Origin of the sequence: Enterobacter sp. BNK-16, assembly GCF_048684955.1 — a bacterium.
Classification (GTDB): Bacteria; Pseudomonadota; Gammaproteobacteria; order Enterobacterales; family Enterobacteriaceae; genus Enterobacter; species Enterobacter bugandensis.
The window spans coordinates 3,483,834-3,501,101 of record NZ_JBLQTQ010000001.1 but is presented as its reverse complement, the minus strand read 5'-3'; the positions used below and the strand labels follow the sequence as shown (position 1 = coordinate 3,501,101).

At 54.2% G+C, this 17,268-nt stretch carries 20 protein-coding genes; 9 read left to right on the top strand and 11 right to left on the bottom strand.

Annotated elements, in window-relative coordinates; genetic code table 11:
* Position 1: 1 nt before the first annotated feature.
* On the bottom strand, positions 2-547 hold the full coding sequence (locus ACMGGH_RS16915) for a winged helix DNA-binding protein (protein WP_041909953.1): 546 nt from the start codon (positions 545-547) through the stop codon (positions 2-4).
* A gap of 199 nt (positions 548-746) precedes the next feature.
* On the opposite strand from ACMGGH_RS16915, the gene ACMGGH_RS16910 reads away from it, so the two are divergent.
* From ACMGGH_RS16910 to ACMGGH_RS16885, 6 genes are all read left to right on the top strand, one after another.
* Positions 747-1,469, top strand: a complete 723-nt coding sequence (locus tag ACMGGH_RS16910) for a DUF969 domain-containing protein (RefSeq protein WP_028013182.1) — start codon at positions 747-749, stop codon at positions 1,467-1,469.
* Positions 1,466-2,452 carry a DUF979 domain-containing protein gene (locus tag ACMGGH_RS16905; protein ID WP_041909955.1) on the top strand — a complete coding sequence of 329 codons (987 nt, stop codon included), beginning with the start codon at positions 1,466-1,468 and terminating at the stop codon, positions 2,450-2,452. Before ACMGGH_RS16910 ends, ACMGGH_RS16905 begins: the two co-directional genes overlap by 4 nt.
* Positions 2,453-2,461: 9 nt before the next feature.
* Positions 2,462-3,457, top strand: coding sequence for a DUF2891 domain-containing protein (locus ACMGGH_RS16900; RefSeq protein WP_232948258.1), 996 nt, complete (start codon positions 2,462-2,464; stop codon positions 3,455-3,457).
* Positions 3,458-3,693: 236 nt separating this feature from the next.
* The gene (locus ACMGGH_RS16895) at positions 3,694-4,086 is read left to right on the top strand and encodes a polymorphic toxin type 44 domain-containing protein (RefSeq protein WP_032623152.1); all 393 of its coding nucleotides are present in this window, start codon (positions 3,694-3,696) and stop codon (positions 4,084-4,086) included.
* Positions 4,064-4,498 (top strand): hypothetical protein, encoded by a 435-nt coding sequence (locus ACMGGH_RS16890; RefSeq protein WP_048958788.1) that lies wholly within the window; start codon positions 4,064-4,066, stop codon positions 4,496-4,498. Before ACMGGH_RS16895 ends, ACMGGH_RS16890 begins: the two co-directional genes overlap by 23 nt.
* A 21-nt stretch (positions 4,499-4,519) precedes the next feature.
* A complete protein-coding gene (locus ACMGGH_RS16885) occupies positions 4,520-5,005 on the top strand; it encodes an Hcp family type VI secretion system effector (protein WP_048999579.1) in 486 nt (161 codons plus the stop codon).
* Between the two features lie 39 nt (positions 5,006-5,044).
* On the opposite strand, the gene ACMGGH_RS16880 is transcribed toward ACMGGH_RS16885, so the two are convergent.
* The gene (locus ACMGGH_RS16880) at positions 5,045-6,445 is read right to left on the bottom strand and encodes an MFS transporter (RefSeq protein ID WP_420299181.1); all 1,401 of its coding nucleotides are present in this window, start codon (positions 6,443-6,445) and stop codon (positions 5,045-5,047) included.
* Positions 6,446-6,562: 117 nt separating this feature from the next.
* Here ACMGGH_RS16880 and ACMGGH_RS16875 point away from each other — a divergent pair, with 117 nt between their 5' ends.
* Positions 6,563-7,468, top strand: coding sequence for a LysR family transcriptional regulator (locus ACMGGH_RS16875; protein WP_420299180.1), 906 nt, complete (start codon positions 6,563-6,565; stop codon positions 7,466-7,468).
* 119 nt (positions 7,469-7,587) lie between these two features.
* On the opposite strand, the gene ACMGGH_RS16870 is transcribed toward ACMGGH_RS16875, so the two are convergent.
* From ACMGGH_RS16870 to ACMGGH_RS16835, 8 genes are all read right to left on the bottom strand, one after another.
* A complete protein-coding gene (locus ACMGGH_RS16870) occupies positions 7,588-8,391 on the bottom strand; it encodes a carboxymuconolactone decarboxylase family protein (protein WP_232948255.1) in 804 nt (267 codons plus the stop codon).
* A 15-nt stretch (positions 8,392-8,406) separates the two neighbouring features.
* Positions 8,407-9,102, bottom strand: a complete 696-nt coding sequence (locus ACMGGH_RS16865) for a putative quinol monooxygenase (RefSeq protein ID WP_232948386.1) — start codon at positions 9,100-9,102, stop codon at positions 8,407-8,409.
* A 59-nt stretch (positions 9,103-9,161) separates the two neighbouring features.
* The gene (locus tag ACMGGH_RS16860; RefSeq protein WP_232948254.1) at positions 9,162-10,181 is read right to left on the bottom strand and encodes an aldo/keto reductase; all 1,020 of its coding nucleotides are present in this window, start codon (positions 10,179-10,181) and stop codon (positions 9,162-9,164) included.
* Between the two features lie 2 nt (positions 10,182-10,183).
* Positions 10,184-10,756 carry an NAD(P)H-dependent oxidoreductase gene (locus ACMGGH_RS16855; RefSeq protein WP_232948253.1) on the bottom strand — a complete coding sequence of 191 codons (573 nt, stop codon included), beginning with the start codon at positions 10,754-10,756 and terminating at the stop codon, positions 10,184-10,186.
* A 151-nt stretch (positions 10,757-10,907) separates the two neighbouring features.
* The gene (locus ACMGGH_RS16850; protein WP_028013173.1) at positions 10,908-11,942 is read right to left on the bottom strand and encodes an amidohydrolase family protein; all 1,035 of its coding nucleotides are present in this window, start codon (positions 11,940-11,942) and stop codon (positions 10,908-10,910) included.
* 102 nt (positions 11,943-12,044) lie between these two features.
* Positions 12,045-12,992 carry an aldo/keto reductase gene (locus ACMGGH_RS16845; RefSeq protein WP_232948252.1) on the bottom strand — a complete coding sequence of 316 codons (948 nt, stop codon included), beginning with the start codon at positions 12,990-12,992 and terminating at the stop codon, positions 12,045-12,047.
* Positions 12,993-13,076: 84 nt separating this feature from the next.
* The gene (locus tag ACMGGH_RS16840) at positions 13,077-13,766 is read right to left on the bottom strand and encodes a type 1 glutamine amidotransferase domain-containing protein (RefSeq protein WP_193049966.1); all 690 of its coding nucleotides are present in this window, start codon (positions 13,764-13,766) and stop codon (positions 13,077-13,079) included.
* An 8-nt stretch (positions 13,767-13,774) separates the two neighbouring features.
* Positions 13,775-14,083: a hypothetical protein gene (locus ACMGGH_RS16835; RefSeq protein ID WP_014831950.1), complete on the bottom strand. Its 309-nt coding sequence runs from the start codon at positions 14,081-14,083 to the stop codon at positions 13,775-13,777.
* Between the two features lie 139 nt (positions 14,084-14,222).
* Here ACMGGH_RS16835 and ACMGGH_RS16830 point away from each other — a divergent pair, with 139 nt between their 5' ends.
* Positions 14,223-15,122 carry a LysR substrate-binding domain-containing protein gene (locus ACMGGH_RS16830; RefSeq protein ID WP_028013169.1) on the top strand — a complete coding sequence of 300 codons (900 nt, stop codon included), beginning with the start codon at positions 14,223-14,225 and terminating at the stop codon, positions 15,120-15,122.
* A gap of 36 nt (positions 15,123-15,158) precedes the next feature.
* On the opposite strand, the gene ACMGGH_RS16825 is transcribed toward ACMGGH_RS16830, so the two are convergent.
* Positions 15,159-16,067 (bottom strand): LysR family transcriptional regulator, encoded by a 909-nt coding sequence (locus tag ACMGGH_RS16825; protein ID WP_014831948.1) that lies wholly within the window; start codon positions 16,065-16,067, stop codon positions 15,159-15,161.
* A gap of 212 nt (positions 16,068-16,279) precedes the next feature.
* Here ACMGGH_RS16825 and ACMGGH_RS16820 point away from each other — a divergent pair, with 212 nt between their 5' ends.
* Entirely contained in the window at positions 16,280-17,266 is a 987-nt protein-coding gene (locus ACMGGH_RS16820; RefSeq protein ID WP_048240786.1) for an aldo/keto reductase, read from the top strand.
* Positions 17,267-17,268: the final 2 nt, after the last annotated feature.

Sequence of the window (17,268 nt, the reverse complement as noted above, 5' to 3'; positions counted from 1 at the left end):
TTCAGAGTGATGCCGCCGCGCGGGCGGCGGTGTCATACAGGGAGGAGATCGCGCGTAGCAGCTGCGCGGTTTCGCCGATCGATTTCCCGGAAATGCCGCTTTCCGCATGGATGGCGATCAGGCACGCTTCGCGCACGTCCCGGTACTTCATGCACAACGCTTTCCCTTCCTCCGTGGTGGAGAAAAAGAGCTCTTTACCCGCTTTCTCGCTCGTCACGTAGCCCGCTTTAACCAGCTTTTTCAGGGCATAGGTCACTACATGCGTATCTTCCACGTTGAGAACAAAGCAGATATCGGCCAGCTTTTTCTTACGGTCGCGGTGGTTCACGTGATGCAGCAGCGAGACGTCAAAAGCGCCCATATCCGGCTCTCCGGCTGCGGCCATGCAGCGCACCATCCACTTGTTAAACGCGTTGCCGGTCATGATCAGCGCGTACTCCAGCTCTGACAGTTCCGCGCAGCGCTCCGACACCAGATGGCGGGAGGAGACGATCCGGCCATCGTTGATATCGTTGCAATCGGGTGAAGCACTCTTTTTCGAGGTCATAACGTTCCTTAGCCAGAAATGTAAACTCGTCGATAAAATAAGAACATTTTATTGATAATTTGTTTACATGTTTTTGAGGTTCAGATATAGCTTTTTAGCACAGGTTTTGTGAAGCCTGACGAAAAACACAACATCGCTCGCCGCAAATTAAAAAAATAGCCGTCGGCGCGCAACGCTCACTTTCGATAGGGTAAACGTTATGGATGGTACTACGCTGTTGCCGCTGATCGGGATACCGATCGTGGTCATTGGTTTTGCACTGCGCTTCAACCCGCTGCTGGTGGTCGTGGTGGCGGGTCTGGCGACGGGCCTGCTGGTCGGGATGGATTTCGGGATGCTGCTGGAGACCTTTGGCGAGAAGTTCGTCAATAGCCGATCGCTGGCGACCTTCATCCTGATCCTGCCGGTAATTGGTCTGCTGGAATATTACGGGCTTAAAGAGCGCGCCCAGGCCTGGGTGGCGAAGATCGCCAGCGCCACCTCGGCGCGTATTCTGATGCTCTACTTCGTGGCGCGTGAAGGCACCGCCGCGCTGGGGCTGATGTCGCTGGGCGGCCATGCCCAGACGGTACGCCCGCTGCTGGCCCCGATGGCCGAAGGGGCAGCGCTGAACGAATACGGCGAACTGCCGCAGCACATTCGCGACAAAATCAAGGCCCATGCCGCGGCGTGCGATAACATCGCGGTCTTCTTTGGGGAAGATATCTTTATCGCCTTCGGTGCGGTGCTGCTGATTGACGCGTTTCTGAAGGAAAACGGGATCGAAGGGATCGAGCCGCTGCATATCGGCCTGTGGGCCATTCCCACCGCCATTGCGGCATTGATTATTCATATGACGCGCCTGCTGCGCCTGGATGCCAGCATCCGCCGCGACGTCATGGCCTGGCGTGCAGAGCAGGGTACGCAGGGGGCCGCGCAATGATGACGCTTATCACCATTAACCGCGTGTATTACCTGATCGGCTTTGTTGTGATGCTGCTGGTTGTCATGACCCTGCGCGACCGCGCTAATCCGAAGCGTTTTACCACCGCGCTGTTCTGGTTTTTATTCGGCGGGATCTTCCTGTTCGGTGACCTGATGGTTCAGGAGCTGGGAAAATCGCTAGCGTACCGGATCGTTGGCGGTTGCGTTATCGCAATCGCGCTGCTGGCGGGATTTGGTCTCGTCGGAAAAGGGCACTATAAAATGGCTTCCGACGAGGAGCGCATTGCCTCGTCAAACCGCCTTAAAAACTGGCTGTTCCTGCCCGCGCTGATGATCCCGGTGGTGACGGTAATCGGGACGCTGTTCCTGAAGGGGGTGTCGATTGGCGGCGTTTACCTTCTCGACCAGAAACAGCTCACTCTGGCGGCGCTGTGCGTGGCCTGCGTTGCGGCGATCCTCACCGGCTGGTGGCTGACCAAAGGCACGCCGCTGCACGCCATTCGTCAGTCCCGTCGTCTTGTCGATACCATCGGCTGGGCGGTGATCCTGCCGCAGATGCTGGCCATGCTCGGCGGCGTGTTCGTGGCGGCCAATACCGGTGATTCGGTGCAGAAGGTGGTGAGCCTGTTCGTGAACCCGGACAGCCGCTTCATGCTGGTGGTCATTTACTGCGTGGGGATGGCGCTGTTTACCATGATCATGGGTAACGCCTTTGCGGCCTTCCCGGTGCTGAGCGCGGGGATCGCCTTGCCGTTCCTGATCAACGTGCATCACGGCAACCCGGCGCCGCTGCTGGCGATCGGCATGTACGCGGGCTACTGCGGCACGCTGATGACGCCGATGGCCGCGAACTTCAATATCGTTCCCGCCGCGCTGCTGGAGCTGAAAGACAAATATCAGGTGATCAAGATCCAGATCCCGACCGCGTTAACCCTGCTGGTGGTGAACGTGTTCCTCATGTATTTCCTCGTGTTTCGCTAAGGAGCTGTTATGGAATTGACGCAACATCAGGCTGACGCGTTTGCCCGCATGCCTTTAACCTATTTGCGCCAGGAATACCCGAACCACATCATGCATCTGCTGAATGATGACGGTGACGTTCTGCCGCCTCGCGAGCTGCACCCGATTTTCTATGGCTGTTTCGACTGGCACTCGGCGGTGCACGGCTACTGGCTGCTGCTGCGCTGCGTGCGCCTCTATCCTGAGCTACCGTGTCGGAATGACATCGTCGCGCTTTTCGACGAGCACCTGACCTACGAGAACGTGGCGAAGGAGCTTGCCTATTTCACCGCGCCGTTCCGCGCCTCGTTTGAGCGGCCGTATGGCTACGGATGGCTGCTGGCGCTGGCCCAGGAGCTGAAACAATCGTCGATGCCGCAGGCCGCAGGCTGGTACCAGACGCTGGAGCCGCTCACCCAGGATATTCGCAACCGGCTGGTGGATTACCTCAGCAAGCTCACTTATCCGATCCGCGTCGGAACGCACTACAACACGGCGTTTGCCCTCGCGCTGGGGCTGGACTACGCCCGAGCCGTGGAAGATAGCGCGCTTGAGCAGGCGATTGTGACGGCGGCGGAGCGGTTTTATCTCGCCGACACGCGCTACCCGGCCCACTACGAGCCGGGTGGCGATGAGTACATCTCTGGTGCGCTGACGGAAGCGCTGCTGATGAGCAAGGTCGCAGAGAATTTCCCGGCCTGGTTTGACGCGTTTCTGCCGGATATCGGCTCCATTGCGGCGCTGATGAACCCGGCGGAAGTGAGCGACCGTACCGACCCGAAAATTGCCCATCTGGATGGGTTAAACCTCAGCCGCGCCTGGTGTATGAAGCATATTGCCAGGGCGCTTCCGGTAAACCACCCGGCCCAGCAGGCCTTGCGTGATGCCGTGGCAAAACACCTGGCGGCAAGCGTCGGGCACGTGGTGGGCAGCCACTACAGCGGCGGGCACTGGCTGGCGAGCTTTGCGCTACTGGCGCTGGAATAAACAAATACGCCGTCTTTCCTGCCGGGTGGCGCTGCGCTTATTTGCCCTACATTGTGAAATGCACAATTCCTGTAGGCCCGCGCAAGCGTAGCGCCGCCTTAATTTTTTTGATTTTTAATGCGGTTAATACCTTAGTCGGATATTTTTCCGTCATTTCTCTGTAAACAGATATCTTTTTTACCATCGCAAAGGTGTACGATATGCGGCCATATACCCACATGAAGTAGGTGGTTAATATGGCTGTTATACCTTTGTTACCCAAAGAAGGAATCGCTCTTGTGTTGGCAAACATGAGGATTGCAAGAGCGCATGGTATGAGCAGAAACATGGCTATCCCTACAACCTATCTTTGGTTTTATCAAAAAGTAAGAAATAAGGGACCGTGGGATTACAAGCAAGGACACCCGGAGTTAGCAAATTTTGGGAACTTCAATTATGGTTCGGCTGGCTATGCTGCCGGGATACCATCAGAAACGCTATTGATGGGTGCTGGATGGGCGCAGGAAAGAGCTAAAACCTCCAAAAAGAAATGGGGGCACTGGTATCAAAAACCGCCTTATGGGGATGATCCACACGATCAGTTTTGGATAAGGCAAGGTATAGAATATGCAAAGAAATACGGTTATTAAACGGCTCCATTGCTTACTCACAACGATTCTGTTGCTCGTTGTTTGTGGGTTTCTGACATATCAATACTATTTTAATGCATCTCCTCACGATAGCTTTGTCAGCAAACAGAAACTCTCTGATACCGTCACACTGTACATAACTAAGTATGATGATGGAGACGCTACGGTGTCGGATGTTTACCGCTTCTATTTAGATAAAGACAACAGCGGGAACATTATGAAAGCCCTTGAAGAACGATCACCCTTCCTGGAAGCCGATACAAGCAATGTCACAGCTTCAGCTTATGGGAACACGGTAAATGTAAAAATCACGGGCAAGGTTTATTCATTCACTAATTCTGATCTGTTCTATGCCGATGGTGTAGCGATCATGCCTGTAATTAATCTCATAGCCAATGGAATAAGAAATTAATTAACATAAGGAGTTTTAAAAATGGCTGTACCAGTACACCTCTTTTTGAAAGACGATGGCGGAGCAATGATCCGTGGTGGTTCTGATGTTGCAAACCGTGAAGGAAGCATAGAGCTTAGAGATCTGATCCATAACCTGAGCATTCCAACAGATGAGGCAACAGGTAAACTTACAGGTACAAGGCAACATTCAGCCTTCAGTTTAACAAAGGCAATTGACTCATCTTCACCCTATCTATACAAAGCAGTGGCTACAGGTCAGACGCTTCAAAGTGCCGAATTAAAGTTCTATCACATCAATGATGCTGGTCAGGAAGTGGAATACTTCAACATCCTGATGGAAGGCGTGAAAGTCATTTCAATAACTCCAATAATGCATGATACAAGAGATTGTCCCGGTACTGGTCACATGGAAAATGTATCTTTACGATATGCAAAAATCACATGGAAAATTCTGGACGGAAATATACAGTACACTGATGCGTGGAACGAACGTCCTACAGCGTAGTTGTTATAAACAAGCAGCGCCGAGAGGCGCTGCACAGCGTTACGCTGATGCCCGCAACCCAGGGCGCAGCCTGCTCAGGCTAAACAAAACCGATCCTGTTGAGGCGATGACGGCGATCCACAGTGCCAGATGCACGGCCCGATCGTGGTCTGATCCGGTCGTCGCAAGCAGCACCCCCACCGCGGCGGCCCCCAGACATTGCCCGAACGTCCTGACGATAGACAACACCCCTGAGGCATAGCTGGCATATTCCCGCGCCACGTTAGCGAGCATCTCCCGGTTATTGGGACTCTGGAAGCAGCCAAACCCAATCCCGCAAACCAGACTGCGCAGGCAGATATTCCATACGGACGGATTTTCCGGCAACGTCGCCAGCAGGATCAGCCCACCGACAAAAATCATCAGGCCGATAGTCGAGATCAGCGGCGCGGAAAGGGTATCTGCCCAGCGCCCCGCGTGCGGTGCGATCAGCACGATGCCCATTGGCCACGGGGTGAACAGCAGCGCCGAAACCACCGGGCTGTAGCCATACACGCTCTGAAACAGGAACGGCAGCGCGACAAAGGTGATGCCCTGGCTGACAAACGAGGCCAGCGAGGTCAGGGCGGCGAGGGTGAAGCGTCCATTTCTGAAAATAACGGGCGGCAGTATAGGACTGCGCGCGCGCCGAATACGCCAGACGAAGGCGATAGCGCTGACCAGCGTTAGAAGCCCCCAGCCAGCGGCTGCCGGGTTAATGCCTTGCGTTATGTGCTGAAGGCTGTCGGCCAGCATGATTGCAGAACCTAACAGAACGGCGGAGAGCGCGGCGCCCGGCGCATCAAAGGGGGAGCGGTCAACGTCCGACTGGCGCGGCAACGCCCGCCATGCCAGAAACAGGGCAATACTGCCCGGAACAAGGTTAATGGCGAACAGCCACTGCCAGTTCAGCGCGTCCAGTATCGTCCCGCCCAGCACGGGGGCAATTGCCGTGCTGGCGGCAATAAGCAGGGCGTGCAGCCCCAGAATACGCCCAAGCAGTCGACCCGGAAAAACGGAACGCAGGATCGCCGGGGCGATACTCAGGGTAGCCGCACCGCCGATGCCCTGCAGAATACGCATCCCGATCAGCATGTCGGGCGTTTTCGCCAGCGCGCAGCCGAGCGAGGTGAACGTAAAGGTGGCAAGCCCGGCAAGAAAAACCGGTCGAAAGCCCACGCGCGCCGCCAGCGCCGCGAAGATGGCCAGCGTCATTGCCGCCGATAGTAGATAACCGTTGGCAAACCACACCGCAACGTTCGCGGGGACCTGCATCGCCCTTGCCATGGAGGGCAGCGCGATGTTGATCATGGTGCCGTCAAAGACGCCCATCAGCGTGGTGGTCATGACGGCGGCCATCACCCGGGCGCGTTCATGACCGGGTAAGCCTTCATCGCCGGGCTGGTTTGAAAAGAGCGTCATCGTCGTTACTCCGCATAATAATAGTGATGACGAAACTATAATCATGGGGTATACAGGGCGGAAGACGCAGCGCTTGCACTTTATCGTTGCATATAACGCCTTATCTGAGGAGCCATCGTGTCCGATCCTGACTTTAACCTTCTGGTTGCGCTCGACGTTCTGCTGGCCGAAGCCAGCGTGGCTGGCGCGGCGCGGCGCTTAAACCTGAGCACCTCTGCCATGAGCCGCACCCTGAGCAGGCTGCGGGAGGTGACTGGCGATCCTATCCTGGTGCGGGCCGGTCGGCAGATGGTGCTGACGCCCTGGGCCGAAGCCACCCGGGATCGGGCCAGAAGCGCCGTGCATGAGGCAAGGGCGGTACTGCAACCCTCCACGGAAACGCTGAATGTTGAGCGTATGGAGCGCCTGTTCACCATCCGAGCCAACGACGGCTTTGTGGTGGCGTTTGGGCCACTGCTCATTGCCGCAGTGGCGGCGGTGGCGCCCGACGTCTGCATTCGCTTTTCGCCGAAACCTGAGAAAACGTCGCGCTATCTGCGTGAGGGGCTGGTTGACCTGGAGATCGGCGTGCAGAGCAATATGGGGCCTGAAATTCGTCTGCAACGGCTCTTTCAGGATCGGTTTGTGGGCGCGGTGCGCCAGGGGCATCCACTGGCCTCGCTGTCGTCAGTCAGCCTTGAGGATTATGTCGCCTGGGGGCACGTGGTAGCCTCGCCCGACGGCTCGTTACACGGATTTGTCGATGAGGCGCTGGCGGAACGCGGGATGAAGCGCAAAATTGCCAGCGTGGTGCCAGGGTTCCCGACGGCGTTATCGGTGGCGATGGTCTCCGATCTCGTTGCCATAGTGCCGGCGCTCTATCTGCTCAATCAGCCGATGACCGAGCGCGTGCACGTCTTTGAACTGCCGTTTAAAACCCGGAGCATCACGGTGTCACAGATGTGGCATCCGCGCATGGAAAAGGACCCGGCGCATCGCTGGCTCAGAGAAAAGGTGCTGGAGGTGTGCCGCGCTGTACGCTGACGGCTCAGGCCACTTTTTTTCGGCACGGAGAGAATGAAGCGCGTCGATACCGCATCCGATTCAACGCGAACGTTCGTTCTAATTTTGTAATGTGCGTCAGGTTTTAGTGTTCAGTAATATTACCTTTTACTCGATGAGCGATTGCTTAATACCTCTCCGACAACAGGAGCAGCGGTAAATGCGTTTGGCCAGCCAGCGTAAAACGCGGCTTGGGTAACGATCTCCCCAGCTTCCTCAGCAGAAAGTCCATTATCCATCGCTCTGTTGAGGTGATAGCCAATCTGCGCGCTCTGTCCGGATGCGATTAACGCGCTGACCGTAATCAGGCTTCTGTCGCGGGGTTTCAGCGCGGGTCTTTGCCAGAGATCCAGGAACAGGGGGTTAGCAGTAAATTTAACCAGGCCTGGAGATATTGGGCCTACATTTTTTTCCACTGTCTCTGAACGCTGCTTTTCTGCTTCCTGATTGAGAGGAAGCAGGTCCGGAGAAGCTTCAGGAAGTGCATCTGCCGTGACGCCACGAGTTTCAAATACTGCTTTGGTCACGCTGACGGCTGACATGGCATTTGGCCAACCTGAGTAGAACGCCAGATGGGTAATGATTTCTGATAATTCCGCTGGCGTAACGCCGCTATCGAGAGCGACGTCAATGTAGTGCTTAAGCTCGGCAGGCTGGTTACGGGCAATCAGCATGGCGACGGTCACCATACTACGATCTCTGGGCGAGAGGGCATCGCGTGTCCACAGATCTTCAGTAATCGCTTCTCGACCAAAGCGCGCAAGAGCCGGTGAGACGGAACGAATATCAGCTTCCGAAATTGTTGAAGGTTCAATTTTCATCATCGCTTTACCTCTTGTTTCCTCAGCAGTAGCAAAATCAGAAATAACAAGCGACATGGCCGCCGCTGCAATTACGCTTTTCATGTTAATCCTCACTGGTCAACGGTGCGGATCCTGTTTGATTCCGCCTTTGTTACGAAGAAATACCGGTTTTACCGGGATAGCGTCCTTCCTGGCGCTCATATGCGCCGTTTGCCTGAGATAGTCCAGGAAGTGCGGCGTTTGTCGGTGCAGTTGATAATCCTCCTCACTGGCGTAAATCTCATAGAAATACCAGCGGTTCGGACTCTGTGAGTCTGTAGCGGCATACATGGCTAACACGCCTTTCTCTACTTTGAGCGACTCGGCCATTTCAGGAAGGACGATGTTTTTAAATTCGGTCTGAAATTCAGGCTTTACCTCGACGATCACCAGATTATTAATGGTTCGCTCATTCGGTATGATGTGTTTGTCCCCCAGAAATTGGGGCTCCAGAGTGATTTTATTTTTCCGATCGATAATGTCAGGTGCCCGGGCAGCGAATGCCTTGTATGGTTCGGCATACAGATGTTTGCGGTAAGCACTCTCGTTTTCATAGAGTTCGACCATGAATGCCTTACGTGGATTGTCGCTGCGGTGCAGGGCGTACATCGCCAGCGTACCTGCTTCATGATCAACCGAAGCGGAAATCGTCTGTCTGGCTACGTCTGCAAAAACTTTGTCCCGATCGGGCCTGACGCCGAGCTCGAAGATATTCATCACTACCTTATCCGGCGCGTCCGGTTTTGTTGCAAAGACAGGGCTGCTTATTAGCATGCAAATTAAAAGCATAAGGGGCTTTTTCACGTTGATCCTTTTACTGAAATGACTGTTTACTACGGCGTCCAGACCTGCTTAACGTCTTTCGTTTGCGGCGTGTTTTGCGCCATAATCCCCGTCAGAACGTGCGGCTGGTAGGTTTCTTCCAGAAACCGGATTTCCTCAAGGCTCAGTTGAAGATTTACGGCGTTTACCGCGCCATCAACGTGATCTTTTTTTGTGGCCCCTACGACAGGTGACGTGACCTTTGTCAGCAGCCAGGCGAGTGAGATTTCCGTCATGGACACCTGATGTCGTTCAGCAAGTTCGGCGACGCGCTCGATAATGATCCGATCCTGTTCAGCCGTGCTGTCATACTTCCCGCGCGCATAATCATCCTCCGCGGCTCGCCGCGTGTGGCCTTCTTTCCGGGCGAGACGACCGCTGGCCAGCGCGCTATAGGGCGTCATTGCGATATCATCTTCAGCGCACAGACCGAAGAGCTCTCGTTCATCTTCACGCATAATCAGGTTGTAGTGGCTTTGCACGGAAACAAAGGGCGTCAGCCCTTCGCGTTCGGCAAGCGCGTTCGCTTTCGAAAGCTGCCAGGCATAGCAATTGGAAATACCAATAGCGCGCACTTTGCCCGCAGTAACGGCGGCATGCAGCGCTTCAAGCACCTCAATAACTGGCGTGTTGTAATCCCAGATGTGGCAGATGTAGAGGTCGATGTAGTCCATCCCCAGATTCTGCAGGCTCTGGTCGAGCGATCGGGCTATTGCCTCTTTTCCGCCGATCCCCGCGGCAATTTGCGCGGCGGTTCGTGGCAGAAACTTGGTGGCCAGCACCACGTCCTCGCGTTTTGCCATCTCCCGCAGCGCCCGGCCAACGTATCGCTCGCTGGAGCCGTTCTGATAGGCGATGGCGGTATCGTAAAAATTGATACCCTTTTCGAGACCGTAGCGGATGATGTCCCGGCTTGCTGTTTCGTCCAGCGTCCAGCGATGCTGGCCCGTTAACGGGTCTCCAAACCCCATACATCCCATACAGATGCGGGAGACCAGTAAGTCACTTTTACCGAGCCGGGTATACTGCATCGTTATTCTCCCTCTGGATTATTCACGACGGAATTGAGCAGATCGACAAGCCTTGAAGCGTGTTCCCGGGCAAGCGTTTTTTGCTGCGCGATTTTGTCGGCATCCCGGTCGGCATAGCTGATACCGCAGGTATAAACCGGCGCCAGCAGCTCAAGATTGCACAGTTTTGCCGTGGTCTCGAACGGAATAAGATACTCTTCAATGGCATGGCCAAAGAAACCGTCAGCGGTATAGAGCGCCTGTGGCGCCCCTGTAGTGAAGGAGAGGAGCAGCTTTTTACCGCCCAGTTTCGCCGTTGAGCCATGCGCGAAGCCGTGGACAAAGACCTCGTCCAGCCATTGTTTCATTAACCCGGGTAGCCCATACCAGGAAAAAGGAAACTGCCAGACAATCACATCGGCCCTGAGCAGGCTTTCCTGCTCCGAAGCGATATTGAATTTGCCGTCCGGATAGAGCCAGTCCAGACGACGAATTTCAGCATCGGGAAGGGCGGTCGCCACTTCATCAAGGATAGTGGCGTTGGCGACGGAATGGTTCAGCTCAGGATGACCTGAAATAACAAGGATATTTTTCATTTCAATACGTTAAAGAGGCTGGTGAATTTTTAACCCAGTATAGAGTGACACCATTATTTTTTTTAGAGCAGTAAAGGCTCATTCACTTTTAGACAAAAAACTAATAATGGTCGACTGTTCTCATTGTGCCCGGTCATCATGAACCCGTGAACTACGCCATGATGCCTAGCAAACGTTCTGCATTGCGAAACGCGATGGCCTCTTTTTCAGCCTTGTTGACGGGCAGACTGTCGATAAATGTTTTTACACCGTCCAGGGTCTGATAGGGGTAATCAACGGAGAACAGGATCCTGTCTGCCCCCATTAACGCGTAGATAAACTGGAAGTGCGGCAGTGTCAGCATACCTGACGGGGTAACGTAAACGTGTTCCTGGAAGGTTCTCGTTAGCGTGCGTGACAGACCCGTTGCAGCCAGCGGAAGGCTGTCATCAAGACGCTGCAGCCAGAAGGGTAGCATCTCCCCCCAGTGGCCACTGATTACCTGCAGGTGGGGATATTTATCAAATGCGCCCGATAACATCAGCCGTAACAAATGGATCCCGGCTTCGTGATGCCAGCCCCAGCCAAACATAGAGAGCCGGGCGTTGACCTCTGCGCTGAAGCCCGTGAAGTAGGCCTGTTGCACGCTTTTAACCGGTAATCCGGGATGAAGATAGAGTGGCACATTCAGTTTATTAAAGCGGGAAAGCAGGGAGTCATAGGCAGGATGATCGAGAAAGCATGAAGAGGGTCGGCCATTCAGAAGTGCCCCCTTAAACCCCAGTTTTTCAACTGCGCGGACAAGCTCTTTTTCAGCCTCTTCCGGCTGTGCCCAGGGAAGTGTGGCAAATGCCGCGAAGCGATCCGGGTGATTTCTTACCGCCCCGGCAAGGCGGTCGTTTGCCGCCGTATTTAATGTTACCGCTTTATCACCGGGAGCCAGCTGGGGGAATCCGCCCACAGAGAGGATCTGCAGGGTAATTCCAGCCTCATCCATATCCCTGAGGCGGCGGCTTCCCAAATCAGCGCCTTTCGCGTTTATCAGCGCATTCTTTTCTATCTGCGGCCGGCTTCGGTCAGGATTATGACCATCAGCGACGGTTTTCCCCCAGTCGCCAAGGAAAGGTGCCTGCTCAAGCGCAACAGGCATACACGCTCGCCCTAACTCGCTGTCGAGATAATGTTCTTCGAGGCAAATGATTTTCATATTCTCACCCTTCATACAAAGCAGTAAAAGTGATGCAGATTAGGATCGCCCGGAACAGCCCGTTCGTGAGTGTCATTCATGACAGTCTGTCCCGGACAGGGTTTACACCATCGGTTTTTCCCAGGCGCCTCGTGTATCCACTCTGGTCTCTGTGGCGAGTTGTTCCAGCAGGATGATTTCCTCATCGCGTAACTGGATGTCTGAAGCGCATGCGGCGTCCAGAACGTGATGGACTTTAGTCGCACCAACGAGGGGAAGGGTACCTTTTGCAATAGCCCATGCGATGGCTATCTGTGCAACGCTGGCATTCCTTTCGGCTCCCATTTTTTTCATGGCGGCGGTTAATCTTTCTATCTGCGGCAGTACTGCGTTATAACTTTCGGCCCGGCCACTCCCGGCAGGCATGGGATGATTTGAATCATAACGACCACTGAGCGCGCCTTGCTCCAGGACCATGTAAGCAAAGAACGTGATGTTATTTTGTCGGCAATAATCAAGGATCCCGGCCTCTTCAGAGGCCCGATAAAGCAGGCTGTAGTGATTCTGTACTGCACTGAGGGAATAACCGGAAGCGTTAAGGATTTCGTTGGCGCGTCTGATTTGTGCCAGATTGTGGTTGGAAACCCCGACGCGTTTGACCTTACCGCTTTGTAAAAGTGGGATCAGTCCTGGCGTCCATTTCTCAACGTCGAGGGGATTGTGGATCCAGTAGATATCAATCGCGTCCACACCCAGGCGTCCGAGGCTGGCCTCAAGCATATCGCTGACAGGCTGTGCTGACTGTTCGTTCGCAATCTGCGGCGTGAATTTGGTGGATAAAATCATCTCCTCGCGGGGGAACTGACGGACTAATGCTCCCAGCGCTGCCTCGGAACTCCCCATGCCATATACTGCTGCGGTATCCCAGAGATTCAGACCCTTACTCATGGCCGTGGTGAACACGTCTGCCATCTGAGTATCAGAAAGATGATTGCCGAAGACGGTGTCGCCACCGGCGAAGCCTGTGCCCCAGGACCATGTGCCGAGCGCGACTGGAGGAAGAGTTTTCATATTCAGCTCCTGAAAAAAGGCCGGAACGTTGCTGACGTAAACCGGCCAAAGAGGGTGAGTAACGATGAAAGACAGATGAATGAATTAAGTTGGCTGGCGGAGGGCATTTAACAGCGCCACACCGACACCGTGCGCTGAAGCGGGATTCTGCCCCGTGATAAGGCGACCGTCAGTAACCACATTTTCAGACCAGTTCGGGGCTTCATGATGAAGCGCGCCATGCTCGCGGAGCGCAGTCTCAAGCAGGTAGGGAACCACATCTGTGGTGTGAACTTCTTCCTCTTCGTTGTTGGTAAAGGCCGCCACGTTTTTGCCTTTCACCAGGTATTCGCCGCTGCTGAGCTTTGCGTCAACCAATGCCGCAGGCCCGTGGCAGACGGCTGAGACAATCCCATCACTTTCATACACTTCGCGGATAATACGCTGGGCATCCTGGCTGTCGCGGAAATCCCACATGGTTCCATGCCCGCCCGCAAAGAAAACGGCGCTGTAATCGGAACCGTTCAGCTCGGATAACGCAGGCGTTGTTGCCAGGCGCTGCTGAAAATCGGTTTCGTTCCAGTACCAGGCGTTGACAGGATCACTGAGGTCAAATCCATCCACCGGCGGCTGTCCCCCGCGAATGCTGGCTATCATCGTTTTTAGTCCGGCATCTTCCAGTACTTTCAGCGGATGCGTCAGCTCAGCCAGGAAAAAACCGGTTGGTACACCGGATGCGCCTTTAATCGGATGGCTGGAAACGACACACAGCACGGGTTTATCTGCAGGTTTCATATCGGGCCTCACTCTTTATTTTTAAATTCAGCGGCAAAGAGATTTTCCCAGTTAATAAAGGAGCCAAGCGGAATGCACTCAAAGCTTAATAAGCCTGCTTTTGCCAGCGGGAATTCGGCCATTACGTTCATCGCTTCATCGACAGAGTCACATTCAAGAAAAATAGCGACGCCAGGTCTGTCCTGACGGAAGTAGATGTCGCGGATGAAGCCGGATTTATACAATCCCCAGGCGTGCAGCGCTTCAGCGTTAAGGTGTGGAGCATACTTTTCCAGCGATGCTCCAGGTGCGGGGATATCCAGACATAAAATTCGCATCATAGTCTCCTGAACTCAGGTCGTTGTAGAAAGAGATAAAAGTATAAGAGGCGAATTTCACGAATATTAGAGGAGCATTGACTTAAGCATCTTTAGACTGTACTTAATAATCAGGCGGAGATTGCTTTAGGAACACATTATGAATAACGCCCTGTATAACCAGATACGCATCTTTCAGAGCATTGCACGTGAGGGCAATATTTCGGCAGCCGCAAGAAAACTGGAAATTACGCCTCCCTCCGTCAGCAATGCGCTTAAGCTGCTGGAAGATCATATTGGCCATCCGCTTTTTGTGCGTACGACCCGCCGTATTGAGCTGACGGAAACCGGGCAACTGTTGCTGGAACAGACCGCTGCGGCGGTGGAGTCGCTGGAAAATTCGCTTGAAAGCATTCGCGACCAGAATCAGGAGCCCTCTGGTATCGTGCGTATCACGCTCTCGCGTTTTGCCTATCTGTTAATTCTCAAACCTGCAATGGCGGAATTCTGTCAGCAATACCCGGGTATACAGCTGGAAATTTCGGTTTACGACGGTACCGTGAATATCATCGAAGAACGTTTTGATCTTGGGATCCGTTTTGGCGATATCCTCGAGGGTGGGGTGGTAGCGCGGCCGTTAATGAAACCCTTTCGTGAAGGGTTATATGCATCCTCAGCCTATCTCAGCGAGCATGGAACGCCTGAGGTGCCGTCAGATCTCAGTCAACACAAGCTGATTGGCTACCGTTTTATTACTAACAACCGCATCCTTCCGTTGATCCTGAACGACCGCGGAGAGCAGTTGACGGTTGAGATGCCCGGGCAGTTAATCAGCAACGATATTGACGTTATGGCAGACGGGATCCGTAACGGCCTGGGAATTGGACGCCTGTTTGAACCCATCTGGCAGTTACAGCCCGACAGGGAGCGCTTTATCCCCGTGATGGAGAGCTACTGGAAAACCTACCCGCCAGTGTATCTCTATTATCCCAAAAACGCGGGCAAAACGAAAAGAGTGAAGGCCCTGATTGATTTTCTGATATCCGCTACGGGGCGATAAAGACGATAACGCCTCGTTCAGTATGGAGGTGCTATTTCACAACCCCAGCGGCCTGGCCTCCTGTATGAACTCAATCAGAAGGCGAAGCCCGGTCGGCAGTTGCCGGCGGCTTGAATAATAGATATAAAAACCTTCCTCCAGCGGGGACCATTCCGTAAGCACCAGGCGGAGCCGTCCATCCTTCACATAGGGTGCAACAAGAGGCTCCGGAAAATACATCAGGCCGGCCCCGCCTAATACGGCCACAAGACCCGTTTCAGCCTGGTTGACCGTCACTGAGCCAGGCACAGTGATTTGGTACGTTTCGCCATCTCGCTCAAGTTCCCAGCGATAAATCCGATCGTCGCCGAGACGATTGCTTATACAGCGATGGTGTAACAAATCATCCGGATGTTCAGGCGTTCCGTAGCGTTCAAGGTAGTCGGGGGATGCGGCGATAACCCAGCGAATATCGGCAGATAAACGCCGGGCAACCATGTCTTCCGGGACGGTGCCACCATAGCGGATACCGGCATCGAAGCCCGCATCAGTGACGTCAACCATACGGTTGCTGGCCACAATATCGATTTCAATATCGGGATAGCGATCCATAAACGCGGGCATAACCGGTGCAAGCAAAAGATTGGCCGCTTCAACGGCTGCATTGATGCGGATACGCCCGGTAGGCGTATTACGATACCGGTTAAGCGATTCAAGCGCGCCTTCTATCTTGTCGAAAGGCTGAAGGACAGACTGAACCAGTTCTTCACCTGCAGCCGTAGGGGTAACGCTCTTGGTCGTGCGATTAAGCAGGCGAACCCCGAGCCGGGTTTCCAGTCCCTTCAGGGCATGACTAAGCGCTGATGCACTGACACCTAATTCAATCGCCGCACGGCTGAAACTGCGATGACGTGCAATAGCCATGAAATAAATGAGATCGGCGACATCAGCTCTGCTTATTTGCATACAGAATCGTTTTCCTTGTGCGTTAAGGCCCGAATGCGTTGATAGGGAAATGATATACACCATAGACCGACCACGGCTAATCCGTTGCTGAATTTTTTTCACAAGTCCATCCACCCATCGCCTCTCACTGAACATATTGTGCTTCGTTATTCTTGAAAATTATGCGCTCTGGCCGTCGGTCAGGGCGGAACATTCACCTAACGGAGCCGTGTATGAACTATACGCATCTTGGCCGCACCGGCCTGAAAGTCAGCCGCCTTTGTCTCGGAACCATGAATTTTGGTGATGTCACCGACGAGAAAACCAGCGCCCGCATTCTGGATGAAGCGCTTGAGGCGGGTATCAATTTCATTGATACAGCAGACGTGTATGGCACCGAGCAATCACCCGATATCCAGCAAGGTTCGGGGCTGTCTGAAGAGATTATTGGTCGCTGGCTCCAGCAGGGTGGCCGCCGTGACCGTATCGTTCTGGCGACGAAAGCCTATCAGCCTATGGGACCGGGTCCGAACGATCGCCGTCTTTCTGCTTACCATATTCGCAAGGCCTGCGAGGACAGCTTGCGACGGCTTAAGACCGACCATATTGACGTCTATCAGATGCATCACATCGATCGTTATACACCATGGGAAGAGGTCTGGCAGGCCATGGAGCTCCTTGTTCAGCAGGGAAAAGTGCTTTATATCGGTAGCAGCAATTTCGCAGGCTGGGACATTGCGACTGCGCAGTCAGTTGCCACGGCTCGTCATTCCCTGGGCCTGGTTGCTGAGCAAAGTCTCTACAATCTGACTGCCCGAACCGTTGAGCTGGAGGTCATTCCCGCATGCCGTCATTTTGGCCTGGGACTGATTCCCTGGAGTCCACTTGCCGGAGGGTTGCTTGGCGGCGTACTGAAAAAGATGGCAAGCGGGCGCCGTGCGAGGCCCGCGTTTGCCCGTCTAATCGAACAGTATCGTCCGCAGCTGGAAGCCTACGAAGGATTATGTGAGGACCTCGGCGAAACCCCTTCCGATGTGGCGCTTGCGTGGCTCCTGCAGAATCCTGTTGTTACTGCTCCACTTATCGGGCCTCGTACGGTCGAACAACTCCGGGAGGCGCTTCACGCAACGACAATCACGCTATCAGACGACACCATGAGCTGTCTCGACGAAATCTGGCCCGGACCCGGGGGAGAAGCGCCCCAGGCTTATGCCTGGTAATG